At 74.4% G+C, this 16,511-nt stretch carries 16 protein-coding genes; 9 read left to right on the plus strand and 7 right to left on the minus strand.

Annotated features, from left to right (window positions below; all coding sequences use genetic code 11):
* Positions 1–77: 77 nt before the first annotated feature.
* Positions 78–1,142 carry a winged helix DNA-binding domain-containing protein gene (locus ACME2J_RS10140; RefSeq protein ID WP_495544790.1) on the plus strand — a complete coding sequence of 355 codons (1,065 nt, stop codon included), beginning with the start codon at positions 78–80 and terminating at the stop codon, positions 1,140–1,142.
* Positions 1,143–1,151: 9 nt separating this feature from the next.
* Here ACME2J_RS10140 and ACME2J_RS10145 read toward each other — a convergent pair whose 3' ends face one another.
* A complete protein-coding gene (locus ACME2J_RS10145; RefSeq protein ID WP_495544791.1) occupies positions 1,152–2,510 on the minus strand; it encodes an NAD-binding protein in 1,359 nt (452 codons plus the stop codon).
* Positions 2,511–2,826: 316 nt separating this feature from the next.
* Between ACME2J_RS10145 and ACME2J_RS10150 the strand changes: the two genes are divergently transcribed.
* Positions 2,827–3,984 carry an acyl-CoA dehydrogenase family protein gene (locus tag ACME2J_RS10150; RefSeq protein WP_495544792.1) on the plus strand — a complete coding sequence of 386 codons (1,158 nt, stop codon included), beginning with the start codon at positions 2,827–2,829 and terminating at the stop codon, positions 3,982–3,984.
* Between the two features lie 48 nt (positions 3,985–4,032).
* On the opposite strand, the gene ACME2J_RS10155 is transcribed toward ACME2J_RS10150, so the two are convergent.
* Positions 4,033–4,671: a hypothetical protein gene (locus ACME2J_RS10155; protein ID WP_495544793.1), complete on the minus strand. Its 639-nt coding sequence runs from the start codon at positions 4,669–4,671 to the stop codon at positions 4,033–4,035.
* 74 nt (positions 4,672–4,745) lie between these two features.
* A complete protein-coding gene (locus ACME2J_RS10160) occupies positions 4,746–5,516 on the minus strand; it encodes an isocitrate lyase/PEP mutase family protein (protein ID WP_495544794.1) in 771 nt (256 codons plus the stop codon).
* Between the two features lie 105 nt (positions 5,517–5,621).
* Here ACME2J_RS10160 and ACME2J_RS10165 point away from each other — a divergent pair, with 105 nt between their 5' ends.
* Both ACME2J_RS10165 and ACME2J_RS10170 read left to right on the plus strand, forming a co-directional pair.
* Positions 5,622–7,025 (plus strand): MFS transporter, encoded by a 1,404-nt coding sequence (locus ACME2J_RS10165; RefSeq protein WP_495544795.1) that lies wholly within the window; start codon positions 5,622–5,624, stop codon positions 7,023–7,025.
* Entirely contained in the window at positions 7,022–7,687 is a 666-nt protein-coding gene (locus tag ACME2J_RS10170) for a hypothetical protein (RefSeq protein WP_495544796.1), read from the plus strand. The genes ACME2J_RS10165 and ACME2J_RS10170 overlap by 4 nt, the downstream gene beginning before the upstream one ends.
* A gap of 20 nt (positions 7,688–7,707) precedes the next feature.
* Here the strand turns inward: ACME2J_RS10170 and ACME2J_RS10175 are convergent, their stop codons facing one another.
* On the minus strand, positions 7,708–8,193 hold the full coding sequence (locus tag ACME2J_RS10175; protein ID WP_495544797.1) for a hypothetical protein: 486 nt from the start codon (positions 8,191–8,193) through the stop codon (positions 7,708–7,710).
* A gap of 127 nt (positions 8,194–8,320) precedes the next feature.
* On the minus strand, positions 8,321–9,034 hold the full coding sequence (locus ACME2J_RS10180; protein WP_495544798.1) for a hypothetical protein: 714 nt from the start codon (positions 9,032–9,034) through the stop codon (positions 8,321–8,323).
* A 348-nt stretch (positions 9,035–9,382) separates the two neighbouring features.
* On the opposite strand from ACME2J_RS10180, the gene ACME2J_RS10185 reads away from it, so the two are divergent.
* From ACME2J_RS10185 to ACME2J_RS10195, 3 genes are all read left to right on the plus strand, one after another.
* Positions 9,383–10,315 carry a hypothetical protein gene (locus tag ACME2J_RS10185; RefSeq protein WP_495544799.1) on the plus strand — a complete coding sequence of 311 codons (933 nt, stop codon included), beginning with the start codon at positions 9,383–9,385 and terminating at the stop codon, positions 10,313–10,315.
* Positions 10,316–10,459: 144 nt separating this feature from the next.
* Positions 10,460–11,833: a PAS domain-containing protein gene (locus ACME2J_RS10190; RefSeq protein WP_495544800.1), complete on the plus strand. Its 1,374-nt coding sequence runs from the start codon at positions 10,460–10,462 to the stop codon at positions 11,831–11,833.
* A 74-nt stretch (positions 11,834–11,907) separates the two neighbouring features.
* Positions 11,908–12,702 carry a hypothetical protein gene (locus tag ACME2J_RS10195; RefSeq protein ID WP_495544801.1) on the plus strand — a complete coding sequence of 265 codons (795 nt, stop codon included), beginning with the start codon at positions 11,908–11,910 and terminating at the stop codon, positions 12,700–12,702.
* A 4-nt stretch (positions 12,703–12,706) separates the two neighbouring features.
* Here ACME2J_RS10195 and ACME2J_RS10200 read toward each other — a convergent pair whose 3' ends face one another.
* Positions 12,707–12,829, minus strand: coding sequence for a hypothetical protein (locus tag ACME2J_RS10200; protein WP_495544802.1), 123 nt, complete (start codon positions 12,827–12,829; stop codon positions 12,707–12,709).
* A 190-nt stretch (positions 12,830–13,019) separates the two neighbouring features.
* Between ACME2J_RS10200 and ACME2J_RS10205 the strand changes: the two genes are divergently transcribed.
* Positions 13,020–13,613 (plus strand): TetR/AcrR family transcriptional regulator, encoded by a 594-nt coding sequence (locus ACME2J_RS10205; RefSeq protein ID WP_495544803.1) that lies wholly within the window; start codon positions 13,020–13,022, stop codon positions 13,611–13,613.
* 16 nt (positions 13,614–13,629) lie between these two features.
* On the opposite strand, the gene ACME2J_RS10210 is transcribed toward ACME2J_RS10205, so the two are convergent.
* Positions 13,630–16,203 (minus strand): DEAD/DEAH box helicase, encoded by a 2,574-nt coding sequence (locus ACME2J_RS10210; RefSeq protein ID WP_495544804.1) that lies wholly within the window; start codon positions 16,201–16,203, stop codon positions 13,630–13,632.
* A gap of 112 nt (positions 16,204–16,315) precedes the next feature.
* Between ACME2J_RS10210 and ACME2J_RS10215 the strand changes: the two genes are divergently transcribed.
* A partial coding sequence (locus tag ACME2J_RS10215; RefSeq protein ID WP_495544805.1) for a hypothetical protein occupies positions 16,316–16,511 on the plus strand: 196 nt, incomplete at its 3' end.

The following is a 16,511-nucleotide window of genomic DNA, read 5'->3' on the forward strand; positions in this document are numbered from 1 at the left end:
GGTACGAGCCCAACCTCAACGCTGGACGAAGATCGGACCGCCCCGATCACCCCCGAGGGTCGAGTAGCGTCCGCGTCGTGCCTCTCCAGCACGACGAGATCGCGCGGCTGCGGTTCACCGCCCAGCGGATCGCGGGCCCGCCGTGCGAGACGCCGCGCGAGGCCGTCCACCGGCTCACCGCTGTCCAGGCGCAGGATCTCCCCGGCGCGATCACGTCGGTCGCTCTGCGGACGGCGGGACGCTCACGCGACGAGGTCGTCGCCGCGATGGACGCCGGGGAGGTCGTCCGCTCGTGGCCGATGCGGGGGACGCTGCACCTCGTTCCCGCCGAGGATCTCGGATGGATGCTCGCCGTCGCCGCGCCGCGCGTCGTCGCGGGAAACCGCGCGCGGCGGGCCGCTCTCGGCGTCGACGACGCGGCGATCGCGCGTGCCCGCGAGATCGTCGAGGACGCGCTCGGCGGGGGAGGCCGACTGCCGCGCGCCGAGATCCTCGCCCGCTGGGAGCAGGCGGGGCTCTCGCCGGCCGGCGGCCGCGGCTACCACCTCCTCCACCACCTCGCGCTCACGGGGGTGGTCTGCTTCGGGCCGATGTGCGACGGCGAGCAGGAGGTCGTCCTCCTCGAGGAGTGGGTGCCCGACCCGCGCCGCCCGGACCCGGAGGAGGCCCTCGTCGAGTGGGCCGAGCGCTACTTCCGCGGGCACGGGCCCGCGACCGTGCACGACTTCGCACGCTGGGCGGGGCTCACCATGGGCGACGCGCGCGCGGGTCTCGCGGGGGCCCGCCCGGCCCTCGAGGCCGTGGACGCCGACGGCGTCGAGCACTTCATGGACCCCGCGACGCCCGACCGGTTGGCCGCCGCGCGCGACGACGTCGCCGGCGTCCACCTCCTGCCCGGGTTCGACGAGTACGTGCTCGGCTACGCCGACCGCTCGGCCGTGGTGCCCGACGCCTACGCGGAGCGCATCGTGCCGGGACGCAACGGCGTCTTCCGGCCGACCGTCGTCGCCGACGGCCAGGTCGTCGGGACGTGGCGCGCGGCCGGCAGCGGAGGCGCGCGGCGCATCGACCCGGAGCCGTTCGGGAGGTTCCCGCGCGGCGTCCGGGGCGCGCTCGGCGCCGCCTTCGCGGCCCTCCCCTGAGGAGGCGCCTCAGCGCTCCGCGCGCGTGCCCCGCGGGGAGGGGACCGCCGCGGCGTCGCCCGGCGGGTCGGCGTCCCGGCCGGCAGGCCAGCGCAGCGGCTCCCCGCTCTCGAGGACGACCCAGCCCCGGTCGGCGCCGCCGTCGAGCAGGACCGCGGACGGGACGTCGCGCAGCGCCGCGGCGCAGAGCGCGATCGCGACGAGGCGGTGCCCGTCCCGCACGACGCCGAGGTGGAGGAGGGAGCGCGTCTCGCGGGCGATCTCGCCGTCGCCGGCGCGCATGACGACGGTCGCGTCCCGACGCACGGCGCGCGCGGCCATCGCGACCTCGATGTTCGCGAGGTCGTCGGAGGTCACCGCGGCGACGGCCCGGGCCCTCTTCGCGCCGACGCGCCGCAGGAGCGCCCTGTCCTCGGCGTCGGCGATGACGATCGGCAGGCCGGCGGCCTTGCCGAGGCGCACGCCGACCGCCGCGGGGTCGCGGTCGACGCCCACGACGCGCACGCCGGCGTCGCGGAGGAGGAGCGCGGTGCGCAGGCCGATCTGACCCATCCCGATGACGACGACGTGGTCGCTCCGCGGCATCGACCGGCGGCCGACGATGCCGACGTGCCGCGGCTCGACGATCCGGCTCACGAGCCCCGCCGAGAAGAGCGCGATCGACGCGAGCGTGCCGAGCATCGTGAGGACCGAGATGAGCCGGATCGCGGCCGAGCTCTCGACGAGCGCGTCGTTGCCGTTCACGGTGGTGAGGATGCGCGTCGCGTAGAAGAGCGCCTCGACCGGGTCCTCGTCGAGGGCCGTGAGACCGATGACGACGTCGATCGCGAGCATGAGCGCGAGGCCGGCGAGACCGGCGACGAGGATCTGCGCCGAGGTGTCGTGCGGGCGGGCGAGGGACGAGAGACCGCGCCAAGCCCGCGCGGGCAGCGGCACCCGATGCTCCTCGTGCGGACGACGGACGACCGCCTCGGAGGCCTCGAGATCCTCGACGCCGCGCGCGCTCCGGCTCAACGCGTCGGCGCCGCCTGCGCACGGTCCCGCGACCGAGGCCGCGACGACCTCGGCGGAGGCGACCACCCGGCAGTCCAGACCGGGGCCGCGCAGCTCGGCCGCGAGGGTGCCGTCGAAGACGGTGACGACGAGATCGATCTCCGGCGCGCGGTCGCGCACGAGGAGGACGAGCCGCAGTGCGAGCGCGTCGGAGCGCGTCGCGATGACGACGCGCTCCGCGTCGTCGAGCAGCCGGGGCAGCTCGACATCGGCCTCCGCGCCGTCGAGCGGCGTGGCCGTCGTCCCGGCGCGGGCGAGCTCGATGCACGTCGCCCGGACGAGCTCGCAGTCGCCGACGACGACGGTCGCGCTCATCCGACGCCGTGAGGGTCCCTGGCCGGCACGGTCTTCACCGACGCGATGGTCGTCGGGCGCGTCGCCGCGCGCAACCGTAGCTTGCCGTCGCGACGACGTCGCGCCGCGAGAGCCTCCGCAGCAGCAGCCGCCGCGGCGGCGGGAGCCAGGAGGCTGGCGCAGAGCGCGGCACGCCGGGGCACGGACATGGCGCACATATACCCACGCCGACACCCGGGACGGGGGAGACGCGTCCGCTCGGTCAGGGGCGGTGGGTGCGTGCTCGGCATCGACCGCGCGCTTCGGCGGGGCGCCGGGCGGGTAGGGACGGTCGGCCATGCCCGCACCCGACCTCGCGCAGCCCCCGCTCACCGACGCGGTCGACCGCTTCGTCGCCGACGTCGTCCTCCCGCACGTCGCCGACTGGGACCGCGACGACGTCCTCCCGGACGCGGTCTGGGAGGAGATCGTCGCCCTCGGCATCCCGGGCGCGCTCGTCCCGGCGGAGCACGGGGGAGAGGGCCTGACGGTCGCCGAGCTCGTCCCGGTGTGGCGGTCCCTCTCACGCGGCTGGATCTCGCTCACGGGGGCGGTCAACCCGACCGGCCTCGCGACGCAGCTCCTCGTCCGTGACGGGACGCCCGACCAGCGCGAGCGCTGGCTGCCGCGGTTCGCGGACGGGTCGGCTCTCGCCGCGTTCTCGATCACCGAGCCGCAGGCCGGCAGCGACCTCTCGAGGCTCACGACGTCCGCGACGCCCGACCCGCGCGGCGGGCTCCTCCTCGAGGGCCGCAAGCGCTGGGTCGCCGGCGGGGTGTCGGCCGACGTCGTCTTCGTGATGACCCGCGTCGACGGGGACCTCACGTGCGTCGTCCTCCCGGCGGAGGGCCGCGACGGTCCGAGCTGGCAGGTGAGCGAGCTCGACAAGATCGGCTACCGCGGCGTCGAGTCCGCCGCCTACGTGTTCGAGGCCCACCACGCCCCGGGCGCGGAGATCCTCGGGGGACCGGACGGCGCCGGCCGCGGCGCCCGTCAGATGCTCGGCGCGCTCGGCGTGGGCCGCGTCAACGTCGCCTGCCGGGCGCTCGGGATCATCGACCGCTGCCTGACGGTCGCGCTCGCCGAATCGACCGACCGCGAGATCGGGGACGGCGTCCTCGGCGACCACACCCACGTGCAGCTCCGGGTCGGCGAGCTGCGCGCGCGCCTGATGGCGGCCGAATCGCTCACCGAGCGCGCCGCGATCGCCGTCGACCTCGACGCCGACAACGCCCGCGAGCTGTCGACGGCCGCGAAGGTCGTCGCGTCCGACACCGCCGTGTGGGCGGTCGAGCTCGCGGCGCGGCTCGCGGCGAGCCGGTCCTACCGCGCCGACGACGAGCTCGCCCGCCTGCGCAGGGACGCCCCGCAGACGCAGATCGGCGAGGGGGCGAACGACGCTCTCCTGCTCGCGCTCGGCCGCGGCGAGCTCCAGGACGCGGAGAAGGGCGGCTGAAGCGGTCCGCCGGTCCGCGCCCCGGGCCCCGGCCCGGGGCCGGGGGGCTCATTCGGGCCGTGCGGCGACCGCGGCCCGGCGGATCGCCACCGCGGCGCGCCACAGGACGAGGCGGATCCCCGGTGAGACGAGCATCCAGTACCGGCGGAACGCGGCGCTCGCCTTCTCGTCGGTCGCCACCGAGCGGCACTCGTAGGTGAGGAGGCACCGCCGCTCGCCGTAGGGGCGGACCGAGAGCGCCGCGCCCACCTTCACGTACCCGGGCTCCGCGAAGCCGGGGAACTCCGACGCCGTGCTGGGCCGCCACCGCACCTGCGGGCCGGTGAACTGACCGATCGCGCCGAAGGCGAACTCGAGCCCCGGGCGCTCGCCCAGCCGGATCCACGCGTCGGGGCCCTCGGACATGTCGCACAGCCGGGAGCCCGCCTCCGCCATGGCCACCGCGGGCGCCTCGCCGCGGAGCCGGCGCGCGATCCGGTCGGGGATCGCGCGGGCGGCGATGAGCCAGCCCATGAGCGGGTCGCGCCGCGGCATCTCGGCGAAGTCGATCGTCCTGAGCTCGGCGTACGTGACGTGAGCGGGGGCGTCGACCATCACGGTGACCTCGGTGCTCGCGTCGGCGTGCGGGACGAGCACCTCGAGCAGCGGCGTGGCGGTCGGGGACGTGAGCGCGGTCGTCTCGGGCATGACCCCACGATCGCCTCGCGCGGTCCCGGCGACATCCGTGATCCGCCGAACCGCTGCGTGCGGGGAAACCTCGCTCAGCCGCCGGGCCTCCAGGGCGCGAGCAGCTCCCGGGTCGCCTCGGTGAGGGCGGCTTGGAGGAGCGGCCCGTTCGTGATCCGGCGGATGCCGAGGTCGGCGAAGCGCCGCAGGTCGTGCTTCGCCGGGTGGGCGGTCGCGTTCACGGGCACGTCGACGGCGTCGACGACCGCGCGGAGCAGGTCGTCGTCGTCCTGGATCTTCACGGGGTAGACGCTGTCGGCCCCGGCCTCGACGAGGGCGCGGAGCCGCGCGATCACCTCGTCGAGGACCGCGGCCTTGTCGTCGGCGTGAGCGAAGAGATCGGTGCGCCCGTTGATCCACACGCGGACGCCGGCGGCGTCGGACGCCTCGCGGAGCCCCGCGATGTACGCCGCGTGCTCCTCGGTCGAGCGGACCCGGCCGCCCTCGGAGTGCACGGTGTCCTCGACGTTGAGGCCGACGCCGCCCGACTCGAGGAGGGCGGCGACGAGCTCGTCGGGGGAGACGCCGTAGCCCGACTCGAGGTCGATGGACACCGGGACGTCGACCGACGCGGCGATGCGGCCCGCGGCGGCCACGACGTCGGCGAGCGCCTGGCCCTCCTGATCGGACTCGCCGCGGCTGTCGGCGAGCGGGTGGCTGCCGACCGTGAGAGCGGCGAAGCCGGCGTCGGCCGCGGTGCGCGCGGACCAGACGTCCCAGACGGTCGGCAGGACGAGCGGACGATGCTCGTCGTGGAGGCGGCGCAGCACGTCGGCGCGCTCGGAGAGGGAGGGGGAGGCGGGCATGGACCCACCCTAGACGCGACGCTTCTCGCGCGACGAGCGGCGGCCGTCGGCGCGACCCGCGTCGCGGGACGATGCCCGAACCCCGCGGCCTTCTACGATCGAGGCGTGACCGCGGTCCTCTCGCTCGCCGTCGGGATCGTCCTCGCGGATTCCGCCATCGTCACGCTCGCGCTCCCCGAGATCCTGCGCGAGCTCGACGCCGAGGTGGGCGAGGTCGCCTGGGTCCTCACGGCGTTCAATCTCGTCCTCGCCCTCGCGGCCGTTCCGGCGGCCCGCGTGTGCCTCCACGGCGGCGCGGGTGCTGCGGGGGCGGTCGGGATCGTGGTGTTCGCCGCAGCGTCGGCGGGGTGCGCGCTCGCCTCCTCCCTCGAGGTGCTCATCGCCGCGCGCGTCGTCCAGGCCCTCGGCGGGGCGCTCGTCATCGCGGCGTGCCTCGAGCTGCTCGTCGCCGCGACGGGGGAGGAGCGGCGCGGGGCGGCGCGGTGGGCCGCCGCGGGCGTCGCGGGCGCGGCGATCGGCCCGGTCGCGGGCGGGCTCCTCACCGAGGCGATCTCCTGGCAGTCGATCTTCATCGTGCAGGTCCCGCTCGTCCTCCTCGCGCTTCCGGCGGCGCTCGTCCTGCGCCGGCGGGCACGGCGCGCCGTCCACGACACGGGCGTCGACGAGGTGCCCGTGCTGCCCGATCGGCCGCATCTCGTCGCGAACGTCACGCTCGCGCTGCTCTCCGCCGCGCTCACGGCGGCGCTCTTCCTGCTCGTCCTCCTCCTCGTCGAGGGGTGGAGGCGGTCGCCCGCGCTCGCGGCGCTCACGGTGACCGTCATCCCCGTCGCCGCGGTGCTCGCGGGAACGGTCGCGCGCGCCGCGCGGGCGGGGACCCGCTCCGAGGCGGTCGCGGGCTCGATCCTCATGGGCGGGGGGCTCGTGGCGCTCGGGCTGCTCCCCGACGCCGACCCGCGCTGGACGCTCGCCCCGCAGGCGCTCATCGGGCTCGGCCTCGGCCTCACGGTCGACTCGCTCACCGCCGTCGCGCTGCGTGACCGGGTCCCGCGGGCGCTGCACGGGGGATGGACGATCGCCGCTCGTCACGCCGGCGTCGTCGCCGGCCTCGCGCTCCTCACGCCGGTCTTCACCGCGGACCTCCGTGAGGCCCAGGCGCCGACGGAGGAGGCGATCGCCTCGCTCGTCCTCGACGCTCCGCTTTCGGCGACCGCGAAGCTCGACCTCGCCGACGCGCTCGACGCCGAGCTGCGCGGTGAGGAGGGGCGCGTCCCCGACCTCGCGCCGGCCTTCGCCGCCATCGAGCTCTCACCCGCGGGCCGGGAGCGCGCGGATGCGCTCGAGCTGGCGCTCGACGACCAGCTCGAGCGGGCGGCGACGAGGGCGTTCCGCGACGCCTTCCTGCTCGCGGGCGGCCTCGCGCTGCTCGCGGTCCTCCCGTCGCTCATGCTCAGGGACCGGCCACCGCGCCGGCGCGCGGCGTCGCGGCCGACCCGGGTGGTCCGGACGTGAGCCTCCGTGCGCTCCTGCTCCCGCTCGCGGCGCTCGCGCTGAGCGCCGGGCTCGTCGCGATCCACCTCGCGTCGGGCGGCGACGAGTTCGAGCCGGCGCGCACCGCCGACCCGTGCGTGGAGCGGCCGCTCGGGCCGCCGACGGACGACCTCGAGGCGGTCGCGGAGGACGTCGTCCTGCTGGGAGTCCAGCGCGCGGCCTGCGTCCTCGGCGTCTCGCGGGAGCGGCTCGTCCTGTCGCTGCCCTCCGCGCGTGACCGCCGCGAGGTCGCCGCCCTCACCGGCCGCGACGAGCGGCGGCTCGCGGGCGTGCTCCGCAGCGGGCTCATCGCGGCGGTCGACCGCCTCGAGCGCGCGGGCCGGCTCCCCGAGGCCTCGGTGCTCGTCGACGACTACGTGGGCGAGCTCGGCCTGCCGGGGCTCGCGGAGGAGGCCGTGCGGCGGATCCCCGACGGGGTCGTCGACGGCCTCGTGCCGACCGGTCCGGTCGTCCGGCGGGCGCTCCTCGAGATCGACGTCCTCGCCGTCCTGCGTCAGCTCGACGACCCGGATGCGCTCGAGGAGCGGCTCATCGCCGTCATCCGCGACGCGGCGCTCGCGGAGGCGCGCGACCGGCTCGTCGCCCAGATCCCGCAGCCGCTGCGCGGGATCCTCGGTCTCTGACGCCGAGCGGGCGGTGCCGGTCAGAGACCCGTCGTCGCCGTCTGGGGGGCGTCGGCCTCCACGAGCACCCGCGCGGCAGCGAGCGCGTCGCGGCGGGTGCGCTCGGCGCACTCCTCGTCGGACGCGCGTGCGAGCGCGGTGCGCAGGGTGTACCGCTCGCCGACGTGGGTGAGGCGGAGGTAGAGCGTCGTGAGGTCCGTCCGTCGCGACTGGCCGCCGACCTTCAGCTTCGGCTCCTCCGCGAGGCCGATCCGCCCGGGCAGCCGGTCGCGGTCCTCGCCCTCGACCGAGCGGCCCTCGCGGACGCGCAGCAGGCAGTCGTCACCGAACCGCCGCGACACGAGCGGGTCGTTGCCCACGAGGCGGACGTCCCACTCCGGGAGCGCCTTCGCGATGCGCCCGTCGCCGACGGCCTCACCGGTGCCACCGAGGATGACGAAGACCGCCGCGGCGCAGGCGACGAGAGCGGCGGGGGCTGCGAAGTAGGAGAAGGGCCGAGAGCTCACGTGTCCTAGATACCGCGAAAGCCGCCGCGGCACACCTCGTCGCCGGTGGCCGGTCCGGGGAGTCCCCGCCGACCTGCCCGGACGGGCGCACCCGATGCACGGCGACGACGACGCTGAGCGATCGGGGCTACGCGGCCGCGTGCGGCGGGCGTCGCCACATGAGGACGCCGACGACCACGATCCACACGCTGTCGAGAAGGATCGTGATGCCCGCGACGGCCTGGATGGCGTCGGAGCCGTAGCCGATGGTGAAGGCGCCGACCAGGGAGAGGAGCACGAGCGCGCCGCTCGCGACGCCACCCCAGCGGGGCAGCAGCCCCGTGCGCCGCGAGACCATCCCCGCGGCTCCGATCACGACCATCAAGCCGAGCAAGATCCCGCCTGTGCTGAGGAGGACCATCGTCCAACCCGCCTGCGTCCCGTCGGCGCCGAGATCCGCGTGTCGGACGGCGACGGTTCCTTGGATCAGGGCCGTCACGACCGCGCTCGCTGCGGCGAGGACTCCGCCGCCGAGCGCCGTGAGACTCGCGACCCTGCTCGGGCCCTCGATCTGCCGCAGCGTGTTGACGAGGCCGGCCAGCCAGACGAGAGCAGCGGGCATGGCGAGAGCAAGCGCGACCGCGCCGAGCTGGAGGCTGTCCTGGTGGGACGCGAAGTACGCCGCGACTTCGCGCGCGGGATCGGTGACGGCGGGGGCCGATGCCCGGAGCTGTGAGTGGACGACGATCAGCGCGAAGAACACCGCGCCGGCGAGCGCGGCCAGCGGGAGCGACGTGTCGTCGGAAGGGCCCGTCTTGCCGTCGGCCGGAGGACTCGGTCTGACCATCGTGTGAGCCGGCACGCCACGTCTCCTGGTCGGGCCGTTCATGGTCGGCGCCGCCGTCTCACGTGGCATCCGTGACTCGCCGCGCGGCGGCTGCCTCGAACTACTGAGCCTTCTCGCGCGCGAGAACCACGGCTCGATGCTGCGGCGTGTTGCGCTCGATAATCGATCTTATGTCAACCAATTGCGAAGGGGCCGGAGCACGCCCGGCGTCTGGCCGACGCGTGTCGCAGGACTCCGAGACCTACGGACCGGCCTCGGTACTCCTCCGAAGTCGGAGCGGTAGTGAGCACGCTGTCGGAGGCCTGGGCCCTGGGCCAACGTCGCCTCGGGTCAGCGTCCGACGACACACGAGGAGCAGCAGACATGACGAAGACACGCTCAGGAGGGCTCGTGGCGGCAGCCGCCATCACGCTGGTCGCCGCCGGCGCCCCGGCGGCTCAGGCCAAGTCCACCATGTGCATCGCCACGAACGGCGAGGTGCGGCACGACTCCGGATCGGCGTCTTGCACAGCCGAAGGCCAGGGCTCGGTGGCGCTCGCCTTCGGCAGCAGCAGCACCGCCGAGGCCACCGGCGGCGATCGGAACAAGGCCCGAGCCCGCGGCGCCGACAGCTTCGCATTCGCCGGCAACGGCGACGGGAACACCGCCGTCGCCACCGGCGAATATGCGTATGCCGGCGCCGGAGAGGGCGACGGCAACACCGCCACGGCGACCGGCGACTTCTCGGGCGCGAGCGCGATCTTCGGAAGCGGCAACACCGCCATCGCCGACGGCTACGACGCGCACGCGCTGGCCCAGGACGGAGACGACAACACCGCCTCGGCCACCGGTGACCGCACCTGGGCCTACGCCCAGCGCGGGGACGGCAACACCGCGACGGTGACCGGCGACGACAGCGTCGCCAGCACCGACGGCGACGGCAACACCGCCACGGTGGACGGGATGAACAGCGGTGCCGCGGCCAACGGCGAGGGCAACACCGCCGTCGTGACGGGCGATGGGAGCGACGCCGCCGCGCTCGGCACCTCGAACACCGCGACGGTCGTCGGTGACGGGAGCATCGCCCGCGCGATCGGCACGGACAGCTCGGCCACCGTCATCGGCGAGGGCTCGAACGCGTTCACCGACGGAGACCGGAACACCGCGACGACGATCGGGGACTCGAGCACGACCTACAGCGTCGGGAACGACAACACCGCCACGGTCATCGGCGACGGGAGTCTGGCGACGGCGTTCTCGCTGACCGGCTGCACGGCGACCGCGATCGGCGACGGCGTCACCGACGGCTGCTCCTGACGCGAGCCGGCGGGGAGCGACGTGCTCGCACGGCGCTCCCCGCCGCTCGGCGCGGCCCGCCTCGCCCCTCGCCGGATCATGCCGGGTCCGTAGTTCTCCGCAATTCGACTGCGATCATGGCCGTGGCTGCCGACAAAGTGCGTGATGGCCACTCTCACCCACGCCCGCCCCACGCCCGTCGAGAGCCCGTACGAGGTCGACGAGCTCTTCTTCTCGACGACGGACCCGAAGGGCATCATCACCTACGGGAACGACGTCTTCGCACGCGTGAGCAAGTACGAGCTCCGCGACATGATCGGCCGCCCGCACAACATCGTCCGCCACGAGGACATGCCGCGCGCGGTCTTCGCGACGTTCTGGGAGTTCCTCCTCGCGGGACGCCCGATCGCCGCCTACGTGAAGAACGCGGCGAGCGACGGCTCGTACTACTGGGTGATCGCCGTCGCGGTGCCGACGCGCGACGGCTTCGTGTCCGTCCGCCTCAAGCCGACGAGCGGTCTCCTCGACACCGTGCAGGAGCTCTACGCAGAGGTCCGCGATCACGAGCTGCGCAGCGAAGGCGGCGACGTGCGACGGCGCAAGGAGGCGATCGCCGACGGCGTCGCGTTCCTCGGGCAGCGCCTCGGCGACCTCGGCTACGGCAGCTACGAGGAGTTCATGCGGCACGCCCTGCCGCTCGAGACGCACAGCCGGGAGGCGCACCGGTCCGCCGAGCGCTCCGCGGACGTCGCGATCTCGGACCGTCGGCTCGCGGCGCTGCACCGCGCGTGCGCGGACACCGACGCGTACTTCAAGACCCTCCTCCCCCTCCTCCAGGACGTCTCGGCGATCGGCACGCGTCTCGAGGAGAACTCCGCGTTCGTCGGCGAGCTCGGCGAGGAGCTCAGCGACTTCGCGCTCAACGCGAGCATCTCGTCGGCCGGTCTCAGCGAGCACGGCGCGGTGTTCGGGGCGCTCTCCGCGATGATGCGCACGACCTCCCGGGCGGTGACGGCGCTCACCGACGAGATGGGCGGCGACATCACGTCCACGCTCGCCGTCATCCGCGACATGAGCTTCAGGATCGCGCTCAGCAACCTGCAGGCCGAGATGCTCATGCAGTTCGCCGAGTCCGCGCGCGACGACGCGCACGTCCGCGAGATGGTGCCCGCGCTCGGCGTCCTCACCGACGGCCTCGTGTCGGGCGCCGACGACCTCTTCACCTCGCTGGGCAGCGTCACGGACGGCCTCGAGCGGATCGTCGACAGCGCGACCCGGCTCGAGCGGGACCTCAAGCAGATCCAGGCCCTGCACGTCAACGGGCGGATCGAGGCCGCCGCGCTCACCCACAGCGCCGGGTATCCCGAGCTCTTCCGCGCGATGGGCGAGTGCGTGGACACCGCGCGGGACCGCACGCGCGCCTTCGCCGAGGTCGACTCGCGGCAGCTCCGGACGGCGGTCGGCGCCGAGCGGACCGTCCGCGGGCACCTCGGTCACGCGCGCGACGAGGTGGCCGCGCTGGCGGCCGGCGACGACTGACGAGCGCGACCCGGCCCGACGCAGACGCCGAGCGGTGCCCGCGGCCGGACCGCGCCGCGGGTAGGCTCGCGCGCATGCACGCCGCCCGTCGCACCGTTCTCGCCGCGGCGGTCGCCGTGACGATGGCCGCCCCGTCGTCCGCCGCGGGCCAGGAGGTGCCGCAGGGCGAGCCCCCCTTCGAGGGGACGATCTTCGTCGACCGCGACATCATCCGGTCGGGCGACGCATCGACCTACCGCCGCCTGCGCTACGTCGGCTTCCGCCCGCGGACGGTGTTCGACCGCCGGCGGGACCGCTTCGTCAAGCGCAAGGCCTACGTCTTCGCGGCCTCGTTCGCCGACGGCCTCAGGGCCGAGGTCGTCGTCAACTCGGAGTTCCGCAGCCGTCGGACCGCGACCGCCCAGGCCCGGACGTACGCGCGAGAGGCCGGGCGCCTGCCGCGCGTCCTGCGCCGCGGGGTCCGCTCGATCTGGATCCATCGCGGCAAGGAGCCCTTCGGAGGAGGCAATCGCAGCCTCCTCATCCACACCGGGCAGGCGGCCGAGTACCGGCGCGACGGCATCCTCGAGGAGACGCTCGTGCACGAGGCCGTGCACACGTCCCTCGACGGCCGCCACGCGCGGGCGGCCGGGTGGCGCGCCGCCCAGGCCGCCGACGGGCGCTTCATCTCGACCTACGCCCGCGAGGAGGCCGACGACGAGGACCTCGCCGAGACCTTCCTCGTCTGGCTCGCCCTGCGTCACCGCCGCGACAGGATCGACGGCGCCCTCGCCGACGTCGTCGAGCGGACCGTCCCGAACCGCCTCGCCTACCTCGACCGGCAGGGGTTCGCGATGCGGCCGTTCACGCCGTCGGCGGGCAGCCGCTGAGCGATCAGCGCGAGGACGAGGGCGCCGGCGCGGCGGCGACCGGTGTCCCCGCCGCGGGCCGCGGCGGCCCCGGCACCGGGTGCGCCGTCGGCAGCACGTGGCACTGGTGGACGGTCGGGGTGAGCATGTCGTGACCGTAGAAGCGCGTCGGGGCGCGCGAATCGGTGCTCCTCCCTGCAGCGGCTCCGGCGCTCCCCCGACCCGCGTCAGTAGTTGCAGGCAACGACGGCGCGTGCGGTCTCGGTACCGCGGTGCAAGACGCGGCGCCGGCAGGCCTTTCGCGGTGTCAAGCGGAGCTGTCAACTAGGCTCCGCGCCATGGCGACCCTCTCCCAGCGCACCCGCACGGACGCCGCACGCCGCACCACCGAGCAGGCGCTCCTCGACGCGACCGTCGCGCTCCTCGACGGGGGAACGCCCTACGCCGACATCGGCATCGAGCAGATCGTGAAGCGGGCCGGCTTCTCGCGACCGACCTTCTACGCGTACTTCCGCGACAAGCGCGAGCTCGTCCTGCGGCTCGGCGCCGCCCTCGAGGAGGCGGTCGGCGTCGTCGCGAACCCGTGGCTGGAGCGCGAGGAGGGCGAGATCCGGCCGACGCTCGCCGCCGTCCTCGACGTCTTCCGCACGCACCGCCCGACGCTGCGCGCGCTCGTCGAGGCCGCGACCTACGACGAGGAGGTCGGCGCGTTCTGGCACGCGTTCCACGACCGCTTCCGCCGCACGGCGGCGGCGCGCATCGCCGCGGCGCAGCCCGAGCTTCCCGTCGCCCGCGTCGAGGCGCGCGCGTTCGCGCTCGTGTGGATGACCGAGCGGACCCTCACCGAGCTGCTCGCCGGGGCCGACGTCGACGCGACGGCCCTCCTCGACGAGCTGTCCGGCATCTGGGACGCCTCGATGGCGCGCACGTAGCCGCCGTCCCGGGCGCTCAGCGGATCTCGTCGGGCCGGCCGAAGCCGCGCGTCCGGACGACGGGCTCTCCCGCGGCGTCCGACGAGTCGAGGTCGACCTCGGCGACGATCTGGAAGTCCCGGTCGCCCTCCGGGTCCTCGACGATCTGCCGCACGGTCCAGCGGCGGCCGTCGTCGTGCGCGTCCTCCTCGACGATGAGCAGGTCGGGCGAACGGGCGCTCGGGCCGGTGCCGAGGGTCGCGTGCTCCTCCCAGTAGGCGTCGAGCCGTTCTCGCCAGTCGTGCTCGCGCATCGCGGGGCGGACCGGCGGGTCGCTCATCTCCCCCGCCGCGGCGTCGAGCCGCGCGAGCTCGTCGGCGCGGTCCTCGGCGGCGAGCCGGGCCTTGAGGAACATCGCGTTGCGCACCATGACGAAGAAGCCCTTCTCGTTCGCCGTGATCGGTCGCGCCGGCGGCGCGGGCTCTCCCGCTGCGGCCGCCTCCACCGCCCGGGCGACCGAGTCGGGGTCGGTGAGCGCCTCCCACTCGTCGAGGAGGCTCGAGTCGGTCTGACGCACGGTCTCGCCGAGCCAGTCGATGATCTCCTCGAGCTCTTCGGTGCGGGCCTGCTCGGGGACCGTGCGGCGCAGCGCCCGGTAGGCGCTCGAGAGATAGCGCAGGACGATGCCCTCGGACCGGGCGAGGCCGTAGTGCGCGACGAGCTCGCTGAACGTGCGTCCCCACTCGTACATCTCGCGGACGACGGACTTCGGGGAGAGGTCGGACTCCCGCACCCACGGGCGCGTCTCGCAGTAGGTGCGCAGGGCCTGACGGAGCTCGTCCGCGAGCGGCTGGGGATAGGTGACCTCCTCGAGGAGCTCCATCCGCTCGTCGTACTCGATCCCCTCCTCCTTCATCGCGGCGACCGCCTCGCCGCGCGCCTTGTCCGCCTGTGCGCGCAGGACCGGCCACGGATCGTCGAGGATCGCCTCGACGACGGAGACGACGTCGAGCGCGTAGGTCTCCGACTCGGGATCGAGGAGGTCGAAGGCCTGGAGCGCGAACGAGGCGAGCGGCGAGTCGAGCGCGAAGTCCTCCTGGAGGTCGACCGCGAGCCGCAGCGTGCGGCCCTCCGGGTCCGGCTCGGACAGCCACTCGAGGACCCCCGCCTCCAGGAGCTCGTCGCCGAGCGTCCGGGCCTGCTCGAGGAGCCGCTCGCGGCCGCGGTCGTCCTCGTGGCTCTCCTCGAGCAGCGCGCGCATCTCCTCGACCGGATCCCCGGGACGGTGCACGACGTTGAGGACGGTCGAGTGATCGACGCGCATCTTCGACGCCAGCGGCTCGGGCGTCGCGTCACGCAGGCGCGTGAACGTCTCCTCGGTCCAGCTCACCTGGCCCTCGGGCGGCTTGGGGAGCTGCACCTTGCGGCGCTTCTTGCTGTCGTCCCCGGCCTTGCGCAGGAGCCGCTCGCGCTCGATGACGTGCTCGGGCGCCTGGACGACGACGTGGCCGGACGTGTCGAAGCCCGCGCGGCCCGCCCGGCCCGCGATCTGATGGAACTCGCGCGCCTTGAGCAGTCGGTAGCGCGTGCCGTCGTACTTCGCGAGCGCGGTGAGGACGACCGTCCGGATCGGCACGTTGATGCCGACGCCGAGGGTGTCGGTGCCGCAGATGACCTTGAGGAGGCCGGTCTGCGCGAGCTGCTCGACGAGCCGCCGGTAGCGCGGCAGCATCCCCGCGTGGTGGACGCCGATGCCGCTGCGCACGAGCTTCGAGAGCGTCTTGCCGAATCCGGCCGTGAAGCGGAACGCGCCGATCTCCTCGGCGATGGCGTCGCGCTCCTCGCGCGTGCAGAGCTTCGCGGAGAGGAGCGACTGCGCGCGCTCCATCGCGGAGGCCTGCGTGAAGTGGACGACGTAGATCGGCGCCTGGTCGTCCTCGACGAGCCGCTCGAGAAGCTCGTGGAGCGGCTCGGCCGACCATTCGAAGGTGAGCGGGACGGGGCGCTCGGCGTCGGCGACGATCGCCGTCTCCCGGCCCGTGCGCTCGCCGAGGTCCTCGGCGATGCGGGTCATGTCGCCGAGCGTCGCGGACATGAGCAGGAACTGCGCCTGCGGCAGGCTGAGGAGCGGCACCTGCCACGCCCAGCCTCGCTGCCCGTCGGCGTAGAAGTGGAACTCGTCCATGACGACGAGCCCGACGTCGGCCGCGGCGCCCTCGCGCAGCGCGATGTTCGCGAGCACCTCCGCCGTGCAGCAGATGATGGGGGCGCCGGGGTTCACCGACGCGTCGCCGGTGAGCATGCCGACGTTCTCGGGGCCGAACGTCTCGCAGAGAGCGAAGAACTTCTCGGAGACGAGCGCCTTGATCGGCGCGGTGTAGACGCTGACGCGGTCGTCGGCGAGCGCCGCGAAGTGCGCGGCGACCGCGACGAGCGACTTCCCCGAGCCGGTCGGCGTCGCGAGGACAACGTTGCTCCCGCTGAAGAGCTCGATCGCCGCCTCCTCCTGGTGCGGGTAGAGCGAGAGGCCCTGGTCCCCCACCCAGTCGGCGAATGCGTCGTAGAGGGCGTCCGCGCTCGGGTCGGACGGGAGGGCGCTCGTGAGGCTCATGCGACCGCGTCCACGCTACCGGGCGAAGACACCGGCTCGAATGCACGAGAAGGTGGCGCGTTTCGGTTAGGCTCGCGCACGCAAGCGTCGTCGCTCAGGGAGGGCAGGGAAAGTGCGTCGCATCGTCTCACTGGCGTGTCTCGCCATCGGAATCGTCCCGGCGACGGCGGTCGCGGCGCCCCCGGAGCCGGTCGGTCCCGAGATCTGGATCTCGCCGCCTCTCACGGCGAACGGCGACTCGACGACGAACGCGCAGACTGCTCTCAAGCGGTCGTCGCAACACCGGGTTGTTGGAACGGTGAGCGTAA

Source organism: Paraconexibacter sp., assembly GCF_059438195.1.